Genomic DNA, 19,256 nt, shown 5'->3' on the forward strand with positions numbered 1-19,256 from the left:
TTTTAATTATCTTTATCTTCATAAATGCCCAAAACATTTGCGGCAATGGTTAATGCGTCTTGATCTGCATCGGCTCCGGCATCTCGTAGGTAGCGAGTCGGAGCATGGATCAATTTATTCATAAGACCATGAGCAAGCTTGTTAATCACTTGCTCTGGCGAGTGGCCAGACTCTAAACTTTTCAGCGCCTTGACCAGTTCAATATTTTTGATATCTTCAGCAGTATGTCGATAGTCAACAATCAAATCCGATACTTTACGCGATTCCACAATTCGTCGGTAAGAATCGACCCCTTCTTCAATGATCAACTCAGCCGCTTTGGCTGCATCTTGCCTTGCTCTGACATTTTCTTCAATCACAGAATGCAAGTCGTCGACCGTATAGAGGTAAATATCTTTCACCTCTTCTACTTCTGGCTCAATATCCCTAGGCACAGCAATATCAATAAGCAACATTGGTTTATGGCGGCGTTTGGATGAGGCACGCTCCACCATTCCCTTGCCGATAATCGGTAATTGGCTCGCCGTCGATGAAATAACGATGTCCGCTTCAGCAAGATAATCGCCTATGTCACCTAACATAATCGCTTCAGCATTCAGATCATTAGCCAATGTTTCAGCACGAGCTAACGTTCTATTAGCAATAATAATTCGCTTAACACCCTGCTCTTTAAGATGTCTAGCGACTAACTCTATCGTTTGTCCTGCACCTATCAATAATGCCGTATTTTTTTTAATATCTGCGAAAATGCGTTGCGCTAAACTCACCGCGGCAAAAGCGATCGATACTGGGTTTTCACCAATCGCGGTATCGGTTCGTACACGCTTAGCAATAGAAAACGTTCGTTGAAAAAGAGATTGTAAGTCAGGGCCAATACAAGCCCCTTCTTGAGAAACCGCATAGGCTGATTTAACCTGCCCTAAAATTTGAGGCTCTCCTAAGATCAAAGAATCCAAACCAGAAGCAACCCGCATGATATGGCGCACGCTGTCATCGTTTAAATGTGTGTAGCAATATTGCTTGAGATCATCAAAGTCCAGCCCATGGTAATTACCAAGCCAGCGAATAATCTCATTCGCATCTTCTACATTATCAATGGAACAATATAGCTCTGTACGATTACATGTAGATACGATGACTGCTTCATTGGCTTTTTGATCAGAAACCAGAGAAGACAAAGCCTCCACCATTTTTTCAGGAGCAAAGGCGACTCGTTCACGAATCCCTACAGGGGCTGTTTTATGGTTGACACCCACGGTAATTAGCGGCATTAAGAAACTCTTTTCAAGGATCGGGATCACAGCACAAGGAGAAAAGGAATAAGCATTCCAGCACGGCTCTTTACATAAAGAGGACACATTATACGAGAAATTAGCTTATTTTCGCACCCCATAGGATCAATAAAAGTAATAGGATTAGTTTATAGTTGTGGCTGACACAACCTATCGGTTAACGATACCATAAGGGTTATATGAATTTAGCATCGAGAACACACATGCCTCCTTATTTGCACACCTTTATCTGTGCACGCACTAAATTGTCTAAAGTAAGGCTAGTCGCTACATTCATTCTTATTGCGAGCTCCTTTACTTTATTTGGTTGCAGCTCAGTGCATCAATCCAGTGATACGCCAAAAGAGCAGGATAATACAAGTACTCTTGCCACCACGTATCCAGATGACCAAATCAAAGAACTACTTGAAGCCGAGTTTTCACTGCAAAGAGAAGGCCCTAGCCAAGCTTTTTTGCCATTTTATAAAATTACTCAAAAAACCAAAGATAAAGCGCTAGCAGAAAGACTCGTTCACATTGCGGTTGCCAGCCAAAATAATACCAACATTGAGAAAAGTACAGATCTGCTGATTTCCATTTCTCCAAACGACGAACAAGCCTACGCTCTAAAACTGCAAATGCTAATGCAATCAAATCGCCCTAATGATGCATCAGCGGTTATCGTAACAGCGCTCAAAAAAGGGATATCTATTAAGTTTCTACCTCTTTTTATCGATAAAAACATCCGCAACAACGACTTAATGAATACAGTAGCCGCTACCTTAAAGCAGCTCCCTAATGAGGACCACAAAAACCTCTTCATTAAAGCCAGCGATGCTCGCGTCCAATTTAGTTCAGGCAACTATCAATCGGCGATACAAACAAGCAGCGAGTTATTAGCAAATAAAAACACCACCGACACAGAACCGCTTTTTCTGATTCTAGCTTATAGCCAAGACCAGCTCGGGAATAAAAACACAGCCATTTCTTCAATCGAAAAAGGCCGCGCCCGTTTTCCACAAAGCACTCGACTATTAACCCCTTTGCTAGAATTTTTAGTGCAATCAAAACAATTGGACAAAGCGTCTAAAACGTATAAAGAAGCCAAACTAAACCACGTGGATCGCATTCAAGCTGGTATCAACTTTAGCAACACCCTACTTTCCAACGGATACCCTGGTGCAGCATTATCAACATTGAACCAGTTACCAGAAAAACAATATGGCTTTGAAGGTCAAATCCATTATTTAATTGCCAATGCTTTATCCGACCTTGGTAAAAAAGGCCAAGCAATTAAAGAAATGAACAAGGTTACTGGCATATTAAACACCCACGCAACTAACCAAATAGCACTTTGGCTCTATGACGAAGACCAAGAAAAACAAATTAACAACATGGTATTACAACGCACCTCTAGAGAGCACATTCCAGAAGTTGTCACTGCCATTTGCCGTTTGCACGAAGAAAAGAAACACAACGACCTATCATTAGAGCTATTAAGAAAAACACTACAAATCTACCCTCAATCAGATGCATTACGCTATCGTAAAGCACTACTTGAAGACACAATGGGAAACTGGAAAAATACGATTGTCGAACTGAAATTCTTGCTGCATAAAAGCCCACAAAACACTCAATACTTGAATGCTCTAGGCTATACGCTTCTAACACACACTCACGATACAACGAAGGCAATGAGCTACATAGAAAAAGCCTACCAACAAGACCCAGAGGATCCAGCGATCGTTGATAGTTTAGGCTGGGGGTTTTTCTTACAGGATAAGCTATCAAGAGCGTCCTTTTATCTCAAAAAAGCTTGGGATATATTAAACGATGCTGAAATTGGTGCTCACTATGGTGAAGTTTTATGGCAACAAAAAGCCAATCAGCAAGCCATTGATATTTGGAAAGAAGCGCTTAGTAACAATCCAAACAATACTTTATTATTAGAAACAATTAAACGGTTACATCCTTCTCTATTAGAGAACAACCAATCAGAAATTAAGGATAATTAATGATGCTCTTCCGTTTCGTCCTCTTAGCGCTATTTACGATGTTGTTGGCGGCCTGCTCTAGCCAACCGCAAATACAAACACCTCCACCCTCTAGCGTTAATGCTATTCAAAAATGGGCTGCGCAAGGTCGTGTTGGCATTAGAACAGAACAAGACGCGGTATCTGGTAATTTTAGCTGGAGCCACACACCAAATACATTCGACCTAAGAATATACGGCCCATTCGGACAAGGAAGCACCGAGCTTAGCAAAAATAAGGAAGGCCGAGTCGTATTAGCCTATGAAGGTAAAAAAATAGAAGGTTCTGATGCTGAACAGCTACTGAAACAACGCCTAGGCTGGCGCTTTCCTGTACGCCAAGTCGCCTATTGGATACGAGGGTTGCCGTACCCAAATACTCCCTACAAAATCACCAAACAATTCAAAAGCGACCTTCCGAGTCAAATAACTCAAGATGGTTGGAGCATTTCTTACGAAAGATTTTCAGACATTCGAGGCTTATCTCTGCCACAAAAAATGCAGATATCTCACCCGCCTTATCGAGTTAATCTAATTATTACCCAATGGACTATTCAGTAAATCGCATGAAACTCCCCTCTCCGGCGAAATTAAATCTTTTTTTGCATATTACAGGTCGACGTGATGACGGCTATCATAATTTGCAAACTCTTTTTCAACTCACCGATTTCTGCGACACGCTAGAGTTCGTGATAAACGAAGAAGATCGTATCAGCATATCACCAGAAATAGCTGAGCTGCCCCTTGAAGAGAACCTTATCTTTAAAGCGGCAAAACTACTAATGCCTTATCGCCAAAACTTATGCTTTGGGGTTGATATTGTGTTAGAAAAACAACTACCTATGGGGGGAGGAATTGGTGGCGGTAGCTCTAACGCCGCGACCACTTTATTGGCACTTAATACGCTATGGCATTGTGATTTACCCTTGGAGAAACTCGCTGAAATAGGTCTTCAATTAGGTGCAGACGTCCCCGTCTTTGTTATGGGGGAATCTGCTTTTGCAGAAGGTGTTGGCGAAAGACTCCAACCCATTCAATTAGAGACACCTTATTTTTTAATCATAAAACCCAATTGCCACGTATCCACTGTTCAAATATTTACCGATAAACATTTGACAAGAGACACCCCTCCCATCAAAATATCGCACGCCTTAGAGCTGGGTGGGCACAATGATTGTTTAGACGTGGTGATAAAGCACAATTCTGAAGTAAATGAAGCGTACTTATGGCTTAAAAATCATGGGGATGCCAAATTGACCGGAACGGGAGCTTGTCTGTTTTTGGCATTTGATGACCAGAAAGACGCTGAGCAATTAAAAGCGTCTACACCTGAGAAATGGCAAGCTTGGGTTTGTCGAGGCTGCAACATCTCTCCAACTCACACTGCGCTAAACCAATGGATTGAGAAAAATAAGGGATAGTTAGCCAAGTTACTCGCTAATCTACCCAGCTGTTCTATGTTCATCGTTTCAAAATACAAAGGGTATAACAGTGTCTAAGTTAATGGTTTTTACCGGTAATGCAAACCCTGAGCTCGCTCGCAGGGTAGTTCGCCGCTTAGGCTTACCCATCGGAAATGCAACCGTAGGTAAATTTAGCGACGGTGAAATTGCGGTTGAGATTAATGAAAACGTTCGAGGTAAAGACGTTTTTATCATCCAGTCCACTTGCGCTCCTAGTAATGATAATTTAATGGAATTGATTGTGATGGCAGACGCTCTGCGTCGCGCATCCGCTTCTCGCGTAACGGCAGTCATTCCTTACTTTGGTTATGCTCGACAAGATCGACGCGTTCGATCTGCCCGCGTTCCAATCACCGCAAAAGTGGTTGCTGATATGATTTCTGCGGTGGGCATTAACCGTGTATTAACGGTCGACCTACATGCCGATCAGATTCAAGGCTTTTTCGATATCCCTGTGGATAACGTTTATGCTACGCCATTATTACTAGATGACCTACAGCGCCAAGGCCACGAGAATATCGCCGTTGTCTCACCTGATGTGGGTGGTGTTGTTCGCGCACGCGCTTTTGCAAAATTGTTAGACGATGCAGATCTGGCCATCATCGACAAACGCCGACCTCGCGCTAATGAAGCACAAATCATGCATTTGATTGGTGATGTTGCTGGAAAAACATGCGTACTTATCGATGATATGTGTGACACCGGTGGCACCTTATGCGCCGCTGCCAAAGCCTTAAAAGAACATGGTGCTGCGAAAGTATTAGCTTACTGCACTCACCCTGTATTATCTGGCAAAGCGATCGAAAATATAAAAAATTCCGTGCTTGATGAGTTGGTCGTGACTGATACCATCCCATTGACACAAGAGGCGCTTAATTGCCCTCAAATACGCCAATTGTCGATGTCTGACATTATGGCGGAGGCTGTTCGTCGCGTATGCAACGAAGAGTCTATCAGTGCCATGTTTGGGGCCTAATCCAAACACATTCGCTCGGAACGGGTCGCAGTTCTGGGCACAACTTACTATTTATTAGGAATAATACCATGACATTATCTGTTAATGCCGCTGCCCGTACTCTAGAAGGTAAAGGTGCGAGCCGCCGCCTTCGTAAAGAAGGCCTAGTGCCTGCCGTAATCTACGGTGGCAGCGCAGAACCAAAATCCATTACGTTTAAAGACAACGAAATACTGAAAGCTGTTACAACGCCTGGTTTCCTAACTAGCATTGTAGAAGTATCTGTTGACGGAAAAGCGGAAAAAGTACTTGTTAAAGCACTTCAACGCCATCCAGCAACAGGCAACGTAATGCACATGGATATGCTACGTATTGCTGAAGACCAAACGATCACGACTCGTGTTCCTTTAACTTTCATCAACGCAGCTAAAAGCGACGGCGTTAAAGCTGGCGGTCGCTTGACTGTTGAAGCTAAACTAGCGGAAGTTCGTTGCCTACCAGCAAACCTTCCAACTGAACTAGTTGTTGATGCTATCAACGGCCAATTCGGTCAGATTTTCCACCTATCTGATACGACTATCCCTGAAGGCGTTGAGCTAATCGCTTTACTTAAAGGCGAAGATCACGACCAACCTATCGCTCGTATCGGTAAAGTGAAATAGTAAAAACCATTAAAGGTGTAGTATTGTGGCAGGTTTCAAATTATTAGTCGGTCTGGGTAATCCAGGTAGCGAATACGAGAATACTCGTCACAATGCAGGTGCACAGTGGATTGAGGCATTGGCTCGTCAGAGCCAATGCCTTTTACGTACTGAAAAAAAATTCTCAGGCCAATTTGGCAAAGTTTCTATAGCTGGTGAAGAATGCTACTTACTTATTCCCACCACCTATATGAATTTAAGCGGGAAAGCGGTACAGGCCGTTTGCCAGTTTTATAAAATCCCTCCAGAAGAAGTTCTTGTCATTCATGATGAACTTGATATCCCCCCTGGCACAGTTAAGCTTAAAAAAGGTGGCGGCCACGGCGGCCACAACGGCTTAAAAGACATCATAGCTAAACTGGCAAATAATCGAGATTTTGGGCGATTACGAATAGGCATTGGCCACCCCGGACATGCCAGCCAAGTGGCTAATTATGTTCTTAAAAAAGCCTCACCAGATGACTACAGCAAAATACAGCAAACGATCGATGAATCGTTACGCTATGTGGATGATATTGTACTCGGCAACCTCAATCCCGTGATGAATCATTTACATAGCTTCAAAGCATAACCACTTAATTATTCAGGAATATCACTATGGGTTTTAATTGCGGCATCGTAGGGCTACCTAACGTTGGTAAATCAACTCTTTTTAACGCCCTAACCAAAGCAGGCATAGGTGCAGAAAACTTCCCTTTTTGTACTATTGAGCCAAATGCCGGCGTCGTCGCCATGCCTGATCCTCGTTTAGACGCTCTCTCTGAAATAGTGAAGCCTGAACGCGTACTTGCCACCACAATGGAATTTGTTGATATTGCTGGCCTTGTAGAAGGCGCATCAAAAGGCGAAGGTCTTGGCAATAAATTCCTTGCCAATATTCGTGAAACAGACGCTATTGCTCACGTAGTTCGATGCTTTGAAGATGACAACGTCATCCATGTATCAAACAAAGTAGACCCTAAAGCAGACATTGAAGTCATCAATTTAGAATTAATCTTTGCAGATCTAGAATCCATAGAGAAGCAAATATTCCGCACAGGAAAAAATGCCAAAAGTGGCAACAAAGACGCCATTGCCCACAAAGCATTTCTAGAAAGCATTAAAGATCACCTAGAAAACGGCTTACCTGTTCGCGCAATGGAAATGTCCGAAGATCAAGAAAAAGAAGTAAAAGCATTTCACCTCTTAACCACCAAACCAACGATGTACATTGCTAACGTTGCTGAAGATGGATTTGAAAACAACCCACATCTAGATCAAGTCCGTGAAATTGCCGCCGCAGAAGGCGCCATGGTAGTTCCTATCTGCAATCAACTAGAAGCAGAAATCTCTGAACTGGACTTAGAAGAGATGCAAGAGTTTCTAGATGAAATGGGCATGACAGAGCCAGGACTCGACCGAGTCATTCGCGCAGGCTATGAGCTCTTAGGCCTTCAGACCTACTTCACAGCAGGCGTTAAAGAAGTTCGTGCATGGACAGTCAAACAAGGCGCAACTGGCCCACAGGCAGCCGGTGTGATCCATACAGACTTTGAAAAAGGCTTTATCCGCGCAGAAGTCGTTGCTTATGATGATTTCATCCAATATAAAGGTGAAAGTGGCGCGAAAGAAGCTGGTAAATGGCGCTTAGAAGGAAAAGAGTACATCGTGAAAGATGGCGATGTGATGCATTTTCGTTTTAACGTTTGATTTATTAGAAAAAAATCTAGAAAAGACTTGACCCATTAACGACTTATATGAATAATATCGCGCCACAGAGACAGCAGATCGTAATACGAAAACTGTCCTTGTGATAGTCTATTGGGGTATAGCCAAGCGGTAAGGCAACAGGTTTTGATCCTGTCATGCGTAGGTTCGAATCCTGCTACCCCAGCCAATAGACGACGGCTATGTAGCTCAGTTGGTTAGAGCACATCACTCATAATGATGGGGTCACTAGTTCGAATCTAGTCATAGCCACCAACAATTCGATATTGGGGTATAGCCAAGCGGTAAGGCAACAGGTTTTGATCCTGTCATGCGTAGGTTCGAATCCTGCTACCCCAGCCATCGAAAGACAAAGTACAAAAATAGAGTTTAGGCTATGTAGCTCAGTTGGTTAGAGCACATCACTCATAATGATGGGGTCACTAGTTCGAATCTAGTCATAGCCACCACTCGACGATAATATGATTTTTGGGGTATAGCCAAGCGGTAAGGCAACAGGTTTTGATCCTGTCATGCGTAGGTTCGAATCCTGCTACCCCAGCCATCATATCCACATCGCACATATCATCACCTCATAATGCATTAACTCCATACTGACATCCTCATTACTTCTTTCTTACTCCTTATTTTTCTGGATTTTGTTACCTGAAGACCTATAATGGAAGAAATTTGTCAATCTTTCATTTATGGATGCTACATTATGATGAAATCAGCCCTAGTCCTTACCACTGCTTTACTAGCAGGCGCAGCGCATGCCGATGTTCTTGGCCTTACCGCCGAGGTTGGTTCTTACTCTCCAAGTGCCGATAATAGCTCTATCAATAATCACGGCATCAGTAAAAAGTCTGCCGATCTAGATGGCAAAAGCGGCACCTATTTTGGTATTGCTTTTGAACACCCGCTGCCAATCATCCCTAACGTTCGATTCCAAAGCCTTAGCTTGAAAGCTAATGGCAACGTCGACAATGGCAGCGGCGGTAGCAATTCTGCCAAGTTAGACCTTTCTCACCAAGATTACACACTTTACTACGAATTTCTTGATGGGCTTCTTTGGATCGACCTAGACGCCGGCCTAACCCTACGTAAATTTGATGGTTCTGTGACGATAGCAGGCTCTAAAACAGATTTATCTGACTCTTACCCACTTGGCTACCTTTCTGGATACGTCACTGTCCCAGGTACTCGCCTATCCTTTGGTGGTGAAGTAAAAGCTGGCGGTTTCGATGGCTCAAGCATCACAGACACTACTTTAAAAGTAAAATACGAAACGCCTTTCTTAGTCGGTATCGAAGGCGGCTATCGCAAAATGAACCTAGACCTAAGCGACATCGGCGGGAAAAACGTTAAAAGCGATTTCTCTGGCGTCTTTATCGGTGCTTTTGTCGATTTCTAAAAAAGCGACTGCATAAAAAAGCCTCGCTGAATCAGCGAGGCTTTTTTTATCTAAACAATAAGTAAAACGATTACTCAAATAAATTAAGCAGACTTAGTAAAAACAATTTTTTTGTCTACGGCATTCGCAAGAATATGATCGCCCGAAACAAAGTCCCCAGACAACAATTGGTTCGCTAATGGATTCTCTATCCATTGCTGTATAGCTCGCTTCAAAGGTCGAGCTCCGTAAATAGGATCATAACCTATCTCCGCCAACTGATCTGACGCAGCCTCTGACAAGGTCAAAGTCATCCCCATTTCACTCAATCGATCATTTAGATGCGCCAATTGAATTTTAGCAATGCCTTTAATTTGCGCCTGCATTAATGGATGGAAAACGACCGTCTCATCTATGCGGTTAATAAATTCAGGCCTGAAGTGCATACCCACCACTTCCATCACTTTAGACTTAATTTCTTCATATTGATCATCGGATTGGTACCCTTGAATAACATCAGAGCCAAGATTCGACGTCATAACAATAACGGTATTTCTAAAGTCCACCGTTCTACCTTGGCCATCTGTTAAACGACCATCATCCAACACTTGAAGTAAAATATTAAATACATCTGGATGTGCCTTTTCTATTTCATCAAGCAACAACACAGAGTACGGACGTCGCCTTACTGCCTCGGTCAAATAACCGCCTTCTTCATAGCCAACATAGCCCGGAGGCGCACCGATCAATCGAGCCACAGAGTGCTTCTCCATAAACTCAGACATATCAATTCGCACCATCGCCTGCTCAGTATCAAATAAGAACGTAGCCAATGACTTACATAACTCGGTTTTACCGACACCAGTAGGCCCTAGAAAGAGAAATGAGCCATTAGGGCGATCAGGGTCTGCCAATCCAGAACGGGAGCGCCTTACCGCATTAGAGACAGCATGAACGGCCTCATCTTGCCCAATAACAGACTCATGCAACGCATCTTCCATGCGCAACAAACGATCCCTTTCACCTTCCAGCATCTTATCTACTGGAATACCAGTCCAACGAGACACGACCGTAGCAATTTCTTCTTCTGTCACTCGATTTTTCAACAGCGTCGTTTCAGTCTGCTCTTCAGCTTGACCCGCTTTTACGATCTCCGCTTCCAGCATTGGAATAACACCGTATTGGAGTTCTGACATTTTTGCCAAATCACCTTTACGACGGGCTTCTTCCATTTCCTGCTTGACAGACTCCAGCTCTTCTTTTAATTTTTGCGCACCTTGAAGAGAGGCTTTTTCAGCATTCCAAATCTCTTCTAAATCAGAATACTGCTTCTGCAGCACCTCAATTTCTTCCTCCAATTCTCCTAAGCGCACCTTAGAAGCCTTGTCTTTTTCTTTCTTAAGCGCTTCTTTCTCAATTTTTAATTGAATCAAACGGCGCTCTAGGCGATCCATATCCTCAGGCTTAGAATCCATTTCCATGCGAATTCGACTCGCCGCCTCATCGATCAAATCAATGGCCTTATCAGGCAATTGGCGATCCGTAATATAACGCTGGGACAACTTAGCCGCCGCAATAATCGCTGCATCAGTAATATCCACACCGTGATGCACTTCATAGCGCTCTTTCAAACCACGCAAAATCGCAATCGAATCCAACACCGTAGGCTCTTCGACTAAGACTTTTTGAAAACGACGTTCGAGAGCAGCATCTTTTTCAATATACTGGCGATATTCATTTAGTGTGGTCGCGCCTACACAATGAAGCTCACCGCGAGCCAATGCTGGTTTCAGCATATTACCCGCATCCATAGAGCCTTCCGCTTTACCAGCACCAACCATGGTGTGAATCTCATCAATAAACAGGATGATTTGCCCTTCTTGCTTAGACAACTCATTCAGCACCGCTTTCAGGCGCTCTTCAAATTCACCACGAAATTTCGCGCCAGCAATCAAGGTGCCCATATCTAACGATAGGACCCGTTTATTTTTCAATCCTTCTGGAACTTCGCCATTAATAATGCGCTGCGCCAAACCTTCCACAATAGCGGTCTTACCAACACCGGGCTCACCAATAAGCACAGGGTTATTTTTGCGACGACGCTGAAGCACCTGAATAGTGCGACGAATCTCATCATCTCGACCAATCACAGGATCCAATTTACCTTCAGCCGCTTTAGCGGTTAGATCCACAGTATATTTATCAAGTGCCTGACGATTCTCCTCAGCATTCGGGTCATCAACTGAATCGCCACCACGAACATTATCAATAACTGAAGCTATATCAGCCTTCGTCACACCTGTCGCTTTTAATGCTTTTGCTAAATCATCTTTACCATCAAACATGACCATTAAGACCAATTCAGATGAAATAAATTGATCTTTTCGTTTTTGTGACTCTTTATCCGCTAAGTTAAACAGACGCCCCAATTCAGGTGAGATCTGCACATTGCCATCATGGTCATTCACTTTCGGTAAACGATCTAGCAGGGCGTTTAAGCCTTCTCGAAATTTCGCTACCTGAATACCCGCTTGCTGGAGAATCGGACGAGTGCTACCGCCCTGCTGATCCATCAAAGCTATAATTAAGTGAAGAGGTTCTATATAAGAATGATCCTGCCCAAGCGCAATGGATTGCGCATCGGAAAGGGCTAACTGAAGCTTGCTCGTTAAATGGTCGATTTGCATTTTGACCTCCTTGAAAAAGGGAAATATCTTTTGTTACTGATTAAATAGGTCCGCTTAATGACTTTTCAATAGGAGAGTGTCATTTTTTTGACACTCGTCAATAAAAAACAAATTTTTCACACGCTGAACGACGCTTCCAACCAAATAACCGAGGCCATTCTTCCAGTCTTACCCTCGCGCCGATAAGAAAAGAATTGATCTTCATTTTGATAAGTACAAAAATCGCCACCATACACTTCAGTCACACCTTGGGCGGCCAACCTTTGGCGAGCCAACAAATAAAGATCACCTAACCACTTTCCATTATTCTGAAGTGTAAATGCCGCTTCTGCCTCTTTCTGCCGCTCAATAAAAGCGTCTCGAACCTCGCCCCCTACTTCAAAGGCTTCAGGACCGATAGCTGGTCCCAACCAAACTACAATGTCATCCGATACACTGAAGTGGCTCAAAGTTTCCTCTAGGACACCAGAGCACAAACTGCGCCAGCCAGCATGAGCAACCGCAACTTGAGTACCCGACTTATTACAAAAAAATACGGGGAGACAGTCAGCCGTCAACACTGCACAGACCTGCCCTAGCTCTGTCGTAGTCGCAGCATCAGCAGCAATAGAGTCGCAATCATTAGGTAACACAGCAACATCAATCCCATGCACCTGATTAAGCCAGATCAAACTGTCTGGCATAGCAACAATAGACGAAAAAATTTGGCGGTTAGTTTGCACATCACTCATGTCATCACCAACATGCGCCCCTAAATTAAGCGAACTAAACTCTCCCTGACTGACACCGCCCTTTCGCGTTGATACATACGCCTTTACATTTGCTGGCACTGGCCATGAAGGGGTTAAATAAGCTTGAGATGATTTGCCGGTCACATTTTTCTCCAATAAAAAAATCCATTAGGAACAGAGAGTAAAGCAGAGCAATAAAACAGGGCAAAAAAAAGCAGCCGAAGCTGCTTTTTTATTAGAAATATTCCGAGTCATCGCTGTCCGATTCTTTCAGATCCTTTTTCAAGGCATCTAATAGCAACTGCATATCCTCAGGAAGATCAATCTCCCATTGCATCCACTCCCCCGTAATAGGGTGTGATAACTCTAGCTTTTTGGCATGCAGCGCCTGACGGCGAAACCCTCGTAATGCCTCTTGTAAGCCTGGCGTACACGCTTTTGGCATTTTAAGGCGTCCACCATATTGTGGATCACCAAGTAACGGATATTGAATATACGCCATATGAACACGAATCTGGTGTGTACGCCCTGTTTCAAGCTTAAGACGTATGTGCGTATGGTTTTTAAAACGCTTCACTAATCGATAGTGAGTCACAGCGTCTTTACCATGCACCGGCTCAACCGCCATTTTCTGGCGGTTATGAGGATGACGTCCAATAGGCTCATCAACAATCCCACCACCAGTCATCTCACCAATAGCAACAGCCTCATACTCACGCCCCATGCTACGCTCTTGCAGCTGAGCCACTAGATCTGTTTGCGCCGCCAAAGTTTTTGCAACAACCATCAAACCGGTTGTTTCTTTGTCTAGACGATGAACAATACCCGCTCTAGGCACATGGGCTGTTTCTGGCGCGTGGTGCAAAATGGCATTCATTAACGTGCCATCTCGGTTACCCACAGCAGGGTGAACTACCAAGCCTGCCGGTTTATTTACAATAATAATATCATCATCTTCATAAATGATATCCAGTGGCATTTCTTGTGCTTCATGGTCTTCCTGATCCTCAAGAACAACATCAAGAGTTATCACTTCACCACCAAACAACTTCTCTTTTGGTTTGGTGATTTTACCATCGACAAGAAGGGTTCCCTCTTTTATCCAAATCTTGATTCTCGAACGGGAATAATCATTAAATAGCTCAGTCGCTACTTGGTCGAAACGAGTACCACCCAAATCAAAAGGGACCTGGGCTTCTTTTACTATGCGCTCTGCCATACAATGTATTTCAATCTGTTGTTTTCAGACCTTTGATTTTATCATAAGATCTGAAAGTGAAAAAACGTGTAGCATCTTGCCTTTTACTTTGATTTCGCAATAGAACGCTACAAAATGCCGATAGAGGCTAATTTACCACTTCAAGGTTTTGATTATACATGGGATTTAATCGCTCGCTGCTCCGATTCGCAGGAATCGCCAGTTTTTCTTTACTTCTTGCGGCATGTTCAAGCAAACAGGTTCAAGAACCGGACCTCCCAGAACATGCTTATTATGAAAAAGCTCAACAAGCTTTCGCCGAAAACCTTCCAGCAACGGCAGTCAAAAATCTACAAGATTTAGACTCTCGCTACCCATTTGGCGAGTTTAGTACTCGCGCAGAGCTGGATCTAATCTACGCGCAATACGAATCTGGAGATTATATTTCCGCTCACTCAACAGCTGAGCGTTTTATAAAAAACCACCCAGACCATGATGCCATTGACTATGCGTATTACATGCGAGCTTTATCGACTTATAGCGGATCTGAAAGTCTTCTCCAACGCTATCTAGATAGCGATCCTAGTAAAACAGATTCTCAAGAGCTGCAAAAAGCCTTTAGAGAAATGGGAGACTTCTTACAAAGATACCCTAACAGCAAGTACGCACCTGACGGCAAAGCGCGCATGATCTTCTTGCGCAACACAATCGCTCGTCATGAACTACAAGTTGCTCGTTACTACCTAAAACGCAAAGCCCCTCTTTCGGCATTACGTCGAGGTCAAGCGGTTATCGACCACTACCCAACGTCAACGTCAGTGGAAGAGGCTTTAGCAATCACGATTCAGTCTTATAATGACCTTAAGCTCACTGATTTAGCACAATTAAACTTATCCGTGCTGAAGAACAATTATCCAAACTCCCCTCACCTTAATAAAGAAGGGAATTTCATACCACTACCATTGCCAAGTGACGCAAATCCAAACTTTTGGTATTGGGTAAGTTTTGGCCTCATTGACTAGAAAATAAAAAACTAGCAAACAAAAAGCTAACAGCAAACAACTTCTGCTGTTAGCTTTTTACAAAACCTCAATCAGGAAAAGTCCGCATCTGCTGTCCATCTTCCCATTTTTCATATTTTGTCATAACAATAGAAAATAGCTCCGATGCCAAAAACTCTGACAGCCAGCGCCTCACTTCTACATAACGACTACCGTTAAACCAGGCATGATCAACAGCAGCAAACTGACGAACAAAAGGAAAAAGACAAATATCAGCAAGAGACAATGAATCACTCATTATAAAAGCATGGCTTTTTAATCGACCCTCTAACCTACGCAGAAACACCTCTGCGCGACAACGATAATATTCCTCTGAAAACTCTGGATAACGGTCTGCGTATTTATAACGATCTAACCAATATTTAAAAAAATGGTCATTATAATGTATCCAAGACAATAATTTCTGCTGCCTAGTACGCTCGCACGGCCATAAAGAATTTGCTAACGTTTGGTTATTTGTATTTTCCAATGACCAAAAAATAATATCTAAACTTTCAGCAAAACGCTGCCCCCTTGAGTCAATCAGCTGAGGAACACTGGTACGACCACCGAGCAACAACAAAGCATCAGGTTTATTTTTTAAAACAACTTCTCTTATTTCTACACGAACATCTAAGATAGCAAGGCAATATCTTGCTCTTATCGCGTAAGGACAACGACGAAAGGAATATAAAATAGGATTCAAAATCTGCTCACAAGACCTGTAATTCAATATACGTTTGAATATACAGCAAAAGAGAGGCATAAAAAAACCACACAAGGGTATGGCTTTTTAAATCGCTAAAGTGACCTCTATCGCGCATTACCTAGATAGCGGTTACGTTCTCAGCTTGAGGACCTTTCTGGCCTTGAGTTACTTCAAAAGAGACTTTTTGACCTTCTGTCAAAGTTTTACGGCCGTCACCGTTAATTGAACGAAAATGAACAAACACATCTGGACCACCTTCACGTTCAATGAACCCAAAACCTTTCTCGTCATTAAACCATTTAACAATTCCGGAAACTAATTGACCTGACATAAAAACCTCATTTCTCTTTTATGGTGCTATTAATTTAACACCTTATTTAAAACTAAAAGAATATAATCTTTTAGTCTGTTTAAAAGCGCCCAATCTATAAACCTGAAAATAGATTAAAAAACACACTAAGACTTTGATCATATGACGAAGAAAAACAAATGGGAAGCCCATTAAAAAAAAGTTTGTAATGAAATGTAAGATTTATATAAAAACTAATAACTTATCAGGCTCAAATTCAATATTTCTCATTAAATATCATTATAATAGAAAAACAAAAATGAGGGTAAAGATATCCAACATGAATATTTGGTTATTAACACACAGTGAAGAGAGAAAGAAAAAAACGGGAACGGGGAAATTAGTACAAGAAGTATTAATGGCCCAATGTAGAATGATTGAATGGGCTAGAAAAAACCCACATCCTGAGCTATTGGCATTGAACCCCAACACAACCGCCATCGTCTATTTAGTCGATCAGGATTCTCCTACCCTTGAAAGCGACACTTTTTCAAGTATTCAAAACATAATCATCTTAGATGGAACCTGGCAGCAGGCCAGAAAAATGTACAACCAATCCCCCTACCTAAAAAACTTCCCTCATTATGAAATCCAAGGAGAAAAATCAATTTACACAAAACGTAAAAATCAAAAAGAAGCAGGCCTTTGCACTGCCGAAGTGGTCATCCATCTTTTAAATAAAGCGAAATCCCCACAAGCAGCAGCACTAAAAGAGAGGTTTCTAGAGTTTAACCAGTAACAGAAACGGTAATATCACCAAGCATATTAATGCTAGCCAACATACTATCACCCATCACAACAGGGCCTACATTCTCCGGCGTCCCCGTCATAATAAGATCCCCAGGTCGCAACTCAAACACCTCTGATAGCTTACAAATCACTTCTTCAATAGACCAAGTCAAATTAGCCACACTACTAGTTTGCTTTATATCGCCATTTACCGACAGGGATATAGCACTTGAAGCGACACTAACGGCCAACTCAGGGCTCTGAAGTGTAATAGGACCAATCGGCGCAGACTGATCAAACGATTTACCCACCTCCCATGGTCGTCCTTTTTTCTTAGCTTGCCCCTGCAGATCACGACGCGTCATGTCCAAGCCAACCGCATAACCAAGAACCGAGTCTTTAGCCTGCTCGAGAGATAAATTCACCCCTCCTTTACCAAGGGCAACAACCAACTCAACCTCATACTCAAACTGAGAGGTTGCCATCGGATAACGGATGGTATTGTTTACACCATAAGACACAGGAAAAACACAAGAAGCATCTTTACAAAAAAAGAAGGGTGGATCACGGTCTGGATCATCACCCATTTCACGAGAATGCTCAGCATAGTTTCGCCCTACGCAATACACTCGACCGACTGGAAAAAGATCATCGCTATTAGTGACTGGCAACAACACAGCAGGTTGCTTTTCGACGACATACTTCATTACATTCCTCGCGGCTATTTAGATGTTTTTATTATGAAGTAGCATAAGAGGGAAAGGATTATTAGTAAAGCCAATTACTCGCATCTTATCGTACGGTAAGAAATAGTCAATATCTTCAAAACGTTACAATAAAGAAAGTGATTATTCGAAAGAAGAATTTATAGATAAAACTGTAGAAAGGGAACTAGGTAGTACTCAAAAACAAAAAAGCATTAGTAAAGACTAATGCTTTTTATAGAACCATCTATATTTTGTTATAAATAAAGCTCTTTGAAGAGCCTTATCATCAACAAGTGTCACATTACCTAGCTAGGTAAAATGATCTTAGAAAGCGTATGTTACACCAACTACTGATGTAGCTGTAGAACCTACATTTGCAGTAGCACTACCAAAACTACCAATTTCAGCATAGGTGTACATGTTAGAATTGATACTGTAAGTTACGCCTACAGCATACTGATTATAAGTTTCGTGATTTACTTGAGAAGAATCAGGATTAACATTTACGTAAGAACCGTAAACATCGCCCATACCATAACCATAACGAGCTGCAAGGCCTAGGTAATTCGCTGTATCTTCAGTTGTTTCGTACTTACCTGTAACAGTAAGGTTATCCATAGGTGTTACAGTAACTGCTACACCAGTTGATGATTTAGTATTTGATGCTGCAGTGTTACCACGTGAATCATAACCAACCGCAACAGAAAACATATCAGTAGAGTACTTTATTACTGCCATAGGCGCATTGCCGCTATTATCACCTGTAGAGGTATTACTAGTAGCGTTTGGATTAGTACCTTTAGTTTGTACTGCTACTTGCATCTCAAGGCCACTCATAGATGGAGAGAAGTAAGTGATAGTATCACCTTGGCTAGAGCCAGCTGCCTTCGCCGTACCTAAATATTCAAACTGATCTATACCGTCTTGGATGGCATTGTTGTAGATAGTGTCATGAGTACCGGCAGTCACTTTACCAAAATCACCTTTCAAACCTACAAACGCTTGGTCAAGATGAGATTGATTGTAAGCAGTAGCAGCACCACGATCTTCTTGTTCGTCAGCTTTAAATTCTAGTTCATACTTGAAAAAAGCGGTTAAGTTGTCATCTACTTTAGACTCGCCTTTTACACCAAGTGTAGAACCATTATCTTCAAAATTAGTCCCTACACCATTTTGATTTGAAAATGCGTATTGGATGTTACCGTAGAAATCTACAGAAGAATCTTCTGCTGCGTAAGCAGAGATAGAGGCAAAAGCAGCGCTAGTAACTGCAAGAGCGACAATTGATTTTTTCATTCTCGTTTCCCTTATAGATGATGTATTGCGTTCTTTATTATGAGCGCTTGATATGTGCAAGCAACAATCAAACAATCTAAACATTCTTACGAAATAGGCAATAACAAGGCATTATGTTGCACTATTTATCCTTATTTCGTCATTATTATATACACAGTTTTAAAAAGATGTGAAGACTTCTTCTTTAATTAATATAAATGCAATATAAATCAGGTATTTATAGTCGCTATTTGCATAATTTCCGCACTGTGTAGAGGCTAATATACCACCATATTCGTAAGAAATAAGGTAATAAAGAAAAAATATGTC

The 19,256-nt window shown here is 42.3% G+C and carries 18 protein-coding genes and 5 tRNA genes; 15 read left to right on the forward strand and 8 right to left on the reverse strand.

The genetic code is table 11. The annotated features are described in order from the left end of the window. Nucleotides 1-2 precede the first annotated feature (2 nt). On the reverse strand, nt 3-1,271 hold the full coding sequence (hemA, locus tag E0D70_RS07640; protein ID WP_133011688.1) for a glutamyl-tRNA reductase: 1,269 nt from the start codon (nt 1,269-1,271) through the stop codon (nt 3-5). Nucleotides 1,272-1,495: 224 nt separating this feature from the next. Between hemA and E0D70_RS07645 the strand changes: the two genes are divergently transcribed. The 13 genes from E0D70_RS07645 (at nt 1,496) to E0D70_RS07705 (ending at nt 9,522) form a co-directional block, all read left to right on the forward strand. Next, nucleotides 1,496-3,286 carry a tetratricopeptide repeat protein gene (locus E0D70_RS07645; RefSeq protein ID WP_165942883.1) on the forward strand — a complete coding sequence of 597 codons (1,791 nt, stop codon included), beginning with the start codon at nt 1,496-1,498 and terminating at the stop codon, nt 3,284-3,286. Then, nucleotides 3,286-3,864, forward strand: coding sequence for a lipoprotein insertase outer membrane protein LolB (gene lolB / locus E0D70_RS07650; protein ID WP_240537021.1), 579 nt, complete (start codon nt 3,286-3,288; stop codon nt 3,862-3,864). The genes E0D70_RS07645 and lolB overlap by 1 nt, the downstream gene beginning before the upstream one ends. 5 nt (nt 3,865-3,869) lie before the next feature. Continuing rightward, nucleotides 3,870-4,724, forward strand: coding sequence for a 4-(cytidine 5'-diphospho)-2-C-methyl-D-erythritol kinase (gene ispE / locus E0D70_RS07655; protein WP_240537022.1), 855 nt, complete (start codon nt 3,870-3,872; stop codon nt 4,722-4,724). A gap of 70 nt (nt 4,725-4,794) precedes the next feature. Further along, on the forward strand, nt 4,795-5,742 hold the full coding sequence (locus tag E0D70_RS07660; protein ID WP_133011691.1) for a ribose-phosphate diphosphokinase: 948 nt from the start codon (nt 4,795-4,797) through the stop codon (nt 5,740-5,742). A 68-nt stretch (nt 5,743-5,810) separates the two neighbouring features. After that, nucleotides 5,811-6,383: a 50S ribosomal protein L25/general stress protein Ctc gene (locus E0D70_RS07665; RefSeq protein ID WP_133011692.1), complete on the forward strand. Its 573-nt coding sequence runs from the start codon at nt 5,811-5,813 to the stop codon at nt 6,381-6,383. A 25-nt stretch (nt 6,384-6,408) separates the two neighbouring features. After that, nucleotides 6,409-6,993 (forward strand): aminoacyl-tRNA hydrolase, encoded by a 585-nt coding sequence (gene pth / locus E0D70_RS07670; RefSeq protein WP_133011693.1) that lies wholly within the window; start codon nt 6,409-6,411, stop codon nt 6,991-6,993. A 26-nt stretch (nt 6,994-7,019) separates the two neighbouring features. Further along, a complete protein-coding gene (gene ychF, locus E0D70_RS07675) occupies nt 7,020-8,111 on the forward strand; it encodes a redox-regulated ATPase YchF (RefSeq protein ID WP_133011694.1) in 1,092 nt (363 codons plus the stop codon). A gap of 112 nt (nt 8,112-8,223) precedes the next feature. Next, nucleotides 8,224-8,298, forward strand: a tRNA-Gln gene (locus E0D70_RS07680). Nucleotides 8,299-8,307: 9 nt separating this feature from the next. Next, nucleotides 8,308-8,384 (forward strand) — tRNA-Met (locus tag E0D70_RS07685). Between the two features lie 12 nt (nt 8,385-8,396). Beyond that, nucleotides 8,397-8,471, forward strand: a tRNA-Gln gene (locus E0D70_RS07690). A gap of 30 nt (nt 8,472-8,501) precedes the next feature. Continuing rightward, nucleotides 8,502-8,578: transfer RNA gene (locus E0D70_RS07695), tRNA-Met, on the forward strand. Nucleotides 8,579-8,598: 20 nt separating this feature from the next. After that, nucleotides 8,599-8,673, forward strand: a tRNA-Gln gene (locus tag E0D70_RS07700). 156 nt (nt 8,674-8,829) lie between these two features. After that, complete coding sequence (locus E0D70_RS07705) at nt 8,830-9,522, forward strand: TIGR04219 family outer membrane beta-barrel protein (protein WP_240537024.1); 693 nt, start codon at nt 8,830-8,832, stop codon at nt 9,520-9,522. Nucleotides 9,523-9,605: 83 nt separating this feature from the next. Here the strand turns inward: E0D70_RS07705 and clpB are convergent, their stop codons facing one another. The 3 genes from clpB to rluD form a co-directional block, all read right to left on the reverse strand. Then, nucleotides 9,606-12,188, reverse strand: coding sequence for an ATP-dependent chaperone ClpB (gene clpB, locus E0D70_RS07710; RefSeq protein WP_133011695.1), 2,583 nt, complete (start codon nt 12,186-12,188; stop codon nt 9,606-9,608). A 116-nt stretch (nt 12,189-12,304) separates the two neighbouring features. Then, on the reverse strand, nt 12,305-13,063 hold the full coding sequence (gene pgeF, locus E0D70_RS07715; protein WP_133011696.1) for a peptidoglycan editing factor PgeF: 759 nt from the start codon (nt 13,061-13,063) through the stop codon (nt 12,305-12,307). 91 nt (nt 13,064-13,154) lie between these two features. Next, a complete protein-coding gene (gene rluD, locus E0D70_RS07720) occupies nt 13,155-14,138 on the reverse strand; it encodes a 23S rRNA pseudouridine(1911/1915/1917) synthase RluD (RefSeq protein WP_133011697.1) in 984 nt (327 codons plus the stop codon). Nucleotides 14,139-14,296: 158 nt separating this feature from the next. Here rluD and E0D70_RS07725 point away from each other — a divergent pair, with 158 nt between their 5' ends. Beyond that, nucleotides 14,297-15,139, forward strand: a complete 843-nt coding sequence (locus E0D70_RS07725; RefSeq protein WP_133011698.1) for an outer membrane protein assembly factor BamD — start codon at nt 14,297-14,299, stop codon at nt 15,137-15,139. A 67-nt stretch (nt 15,140-15,206) separates the two neighbouring features. On the opposite strand, the gene E0D70_RS07730 is transcribed toward E0D70_RS07725, so the two are convergent. After that, nucleotides 15,207-15,863 carry a glutathione S-transferase gene (locus tag E0D70_RS07730; RefSeq protein ID WP_240537026.1) on the reverse strand — a complete coding sequence of 219 codons (657 nt, stop codon included), beginning with the start codon at nt 15,861-15,863 and terminating at the stop codon, nt 15,207-15,209. A gap of 121 nt (nt 15,864-15,984) precedes the next feature. Continuing rightward, entirely contained in the window at nt 15,985-16,197 is a 213-nt protein-coding gene (locus E0D70_RS07735) for a cold-shock protein (RefSeq protein WP_133011700.1), read from the reverse strand. Nucleotides 16,198-16,474: 277 nt separating this feature from the next. Here E0D70_RS07735 and E0D70_RS07740 point away from each other — a divergent pair, with 277 nt between their 5' ends. Next, nucleotides 16,475-16,954 (forward strand): DTW domain-containing protein, encoded by a 480-nt coding sequence (locus tag E0D70_RS07740; protein WP_338068572.1) that lies wholly within the window; start codon nt 16,475-16,477, stop codon nt 16,952-16,954. Here the strand turns inward: E0D70_RS07740 and E0D70_RS07745 are convergent. Beyond that, nucleotides 16,944-17,651: a fumarylacetoacetate hydrolase family protein gene (locus tag E0D70_RS07745; RefSeq protein ID WP_133011702.1), complete on the reverse strand. Its 708-nt coding sequence runs from the start codon at nt 17,649-17,651 to the stop codon at nt 16,944-16,946. The two genes, E0D70_RS07740 and E0D70_RS07745, sit on opposite strands and share 11 nt — an antisense overlap. A gap of 324 nt (nt 17,652-17,975) precedes the next feature. Then, a complete protein-coding gene (locus tag E0D70_RS07750; RefSeq protein WP_133011703.1) occupies nt 17,976-18,947 on the reverse strand; it encodes a porin in 972 nt (323 codons plus the stop codon). Between the last annotated feature and the right edge of the window lie 309 nt (nt 18,948-19,256).

Source organism: Marinomonas flavescens (assembly GCF_004352835.1).
GTDB lineage: Bacteria > Pseudomonadota > Gammaproteobacteria > Pseudomonadales > Marinomonadaceae > Marinomonas > Marinomonas flavescens.

What these genes read in the sequence shown, in the direction of transcription:
- E0D70_RS07645 (WP_165942883.1), top strand. Translation starts at nt 1,496, where the DNA reads ATGCCTCCTTATTTGCACACCTTTATCTGTGCACGCACTAAATTGTCT.
- hemA (WP_133011688.1), bottom strand. Translation starts at nt 1,271, where the DNA reads ATGCCGCTAATTACCGTGGGTGTCAACCATAAAACAGCCCCTGTAGGG.
- rluD (WP_133011697.1), bottom strand. Translation starts at nt 14,138, where the DNA reads ATGGCAGAGCGCATAGTAAAAGAAGCCCAGGTCCCTTTTGATTTGGGT.
- E0D70_RS07665 (WP_133011692.1), top strand. Translation starts at nt 5,811, where the DNA reads ATGACATTATCTGTTAATGCCGCTGCCCGTACTCTAGAAGGTAAAGGT.
- E0D70_RS07725 (WP_133011698.1), top strand. Translation starts at nt 14,297, where the DNA reads ATGGGATTTAATCGCTCGCTGCTCCGATTCGCAGGAATCGCCAGTTTT.
- E0D70_RS07705 (WP_240537024.1), top strand. Translation starts at nt 8,830, where the DNA reads ATGATGAAATCAGCCCTAGTCCTTACCACTGCTTTACTAGCAGGCGCA.
- ychF (WP_133011694.1), top strand. Translation starts at nt 7,020, where the DNA reads ATGGGTTTTAATTGCGGCATCGTAGGGCTACCTAACGTTGGTAAATCA.
- clpB (WP_133011695.1), bottom strand. Translation starts at nt 12,188, where the DNA reads ATGCAAATCGACCATTTAACGAGCAAGCTTCAGTTAGCCCTTTCCGAT.
- ispE (WP_240537022.1), top strand. Translation starts at nt 3,870, where the DNA reads ATGAAACTCCCCTCTCCGGCGAAATTAAATCTTTTTTTGCATATTACA.
- E0D70_RS07745 (WP_133011702.1), bottom strand. Translation starts at nt 17,651, where the DNA reads ATGAAGTATGTCGTCGAAAAGCAACCTGCTGTGTTGTTGCCAGTCACT.
- E0D70_RS07735 (WP_133011700.1), bottom strand. Translation starts at nt 16,197, where the DNA reads ATGTCAGGTCAATTAGTTTCCGGAATTGTTAAATGGTTTAATGACGAG.
- lolB (WP_240537021.1), top strand. Translation starts at nt 3,286, where the DNA reads ATGATGCTCTTCCGTTTCGTCCTCTTAGCGCTATTTACGATGTTGTTG.
- E0D70_RS07740 (WP_338068572.1), top strand. Translation starts at nt 16,475, where the DNA reads ATGAGGGTAAAGATATCCAACATGAATATTTGGTTATTAACACACAGT.
- E0D70_RS07750 (WP_133011703.1), bottom strand. Translation starts at nt 18,947, where the DNA reads ATGAAAAAATCAATTGTCGCTCTTGCAGTTACTAGCGCTGCTTTTGCC.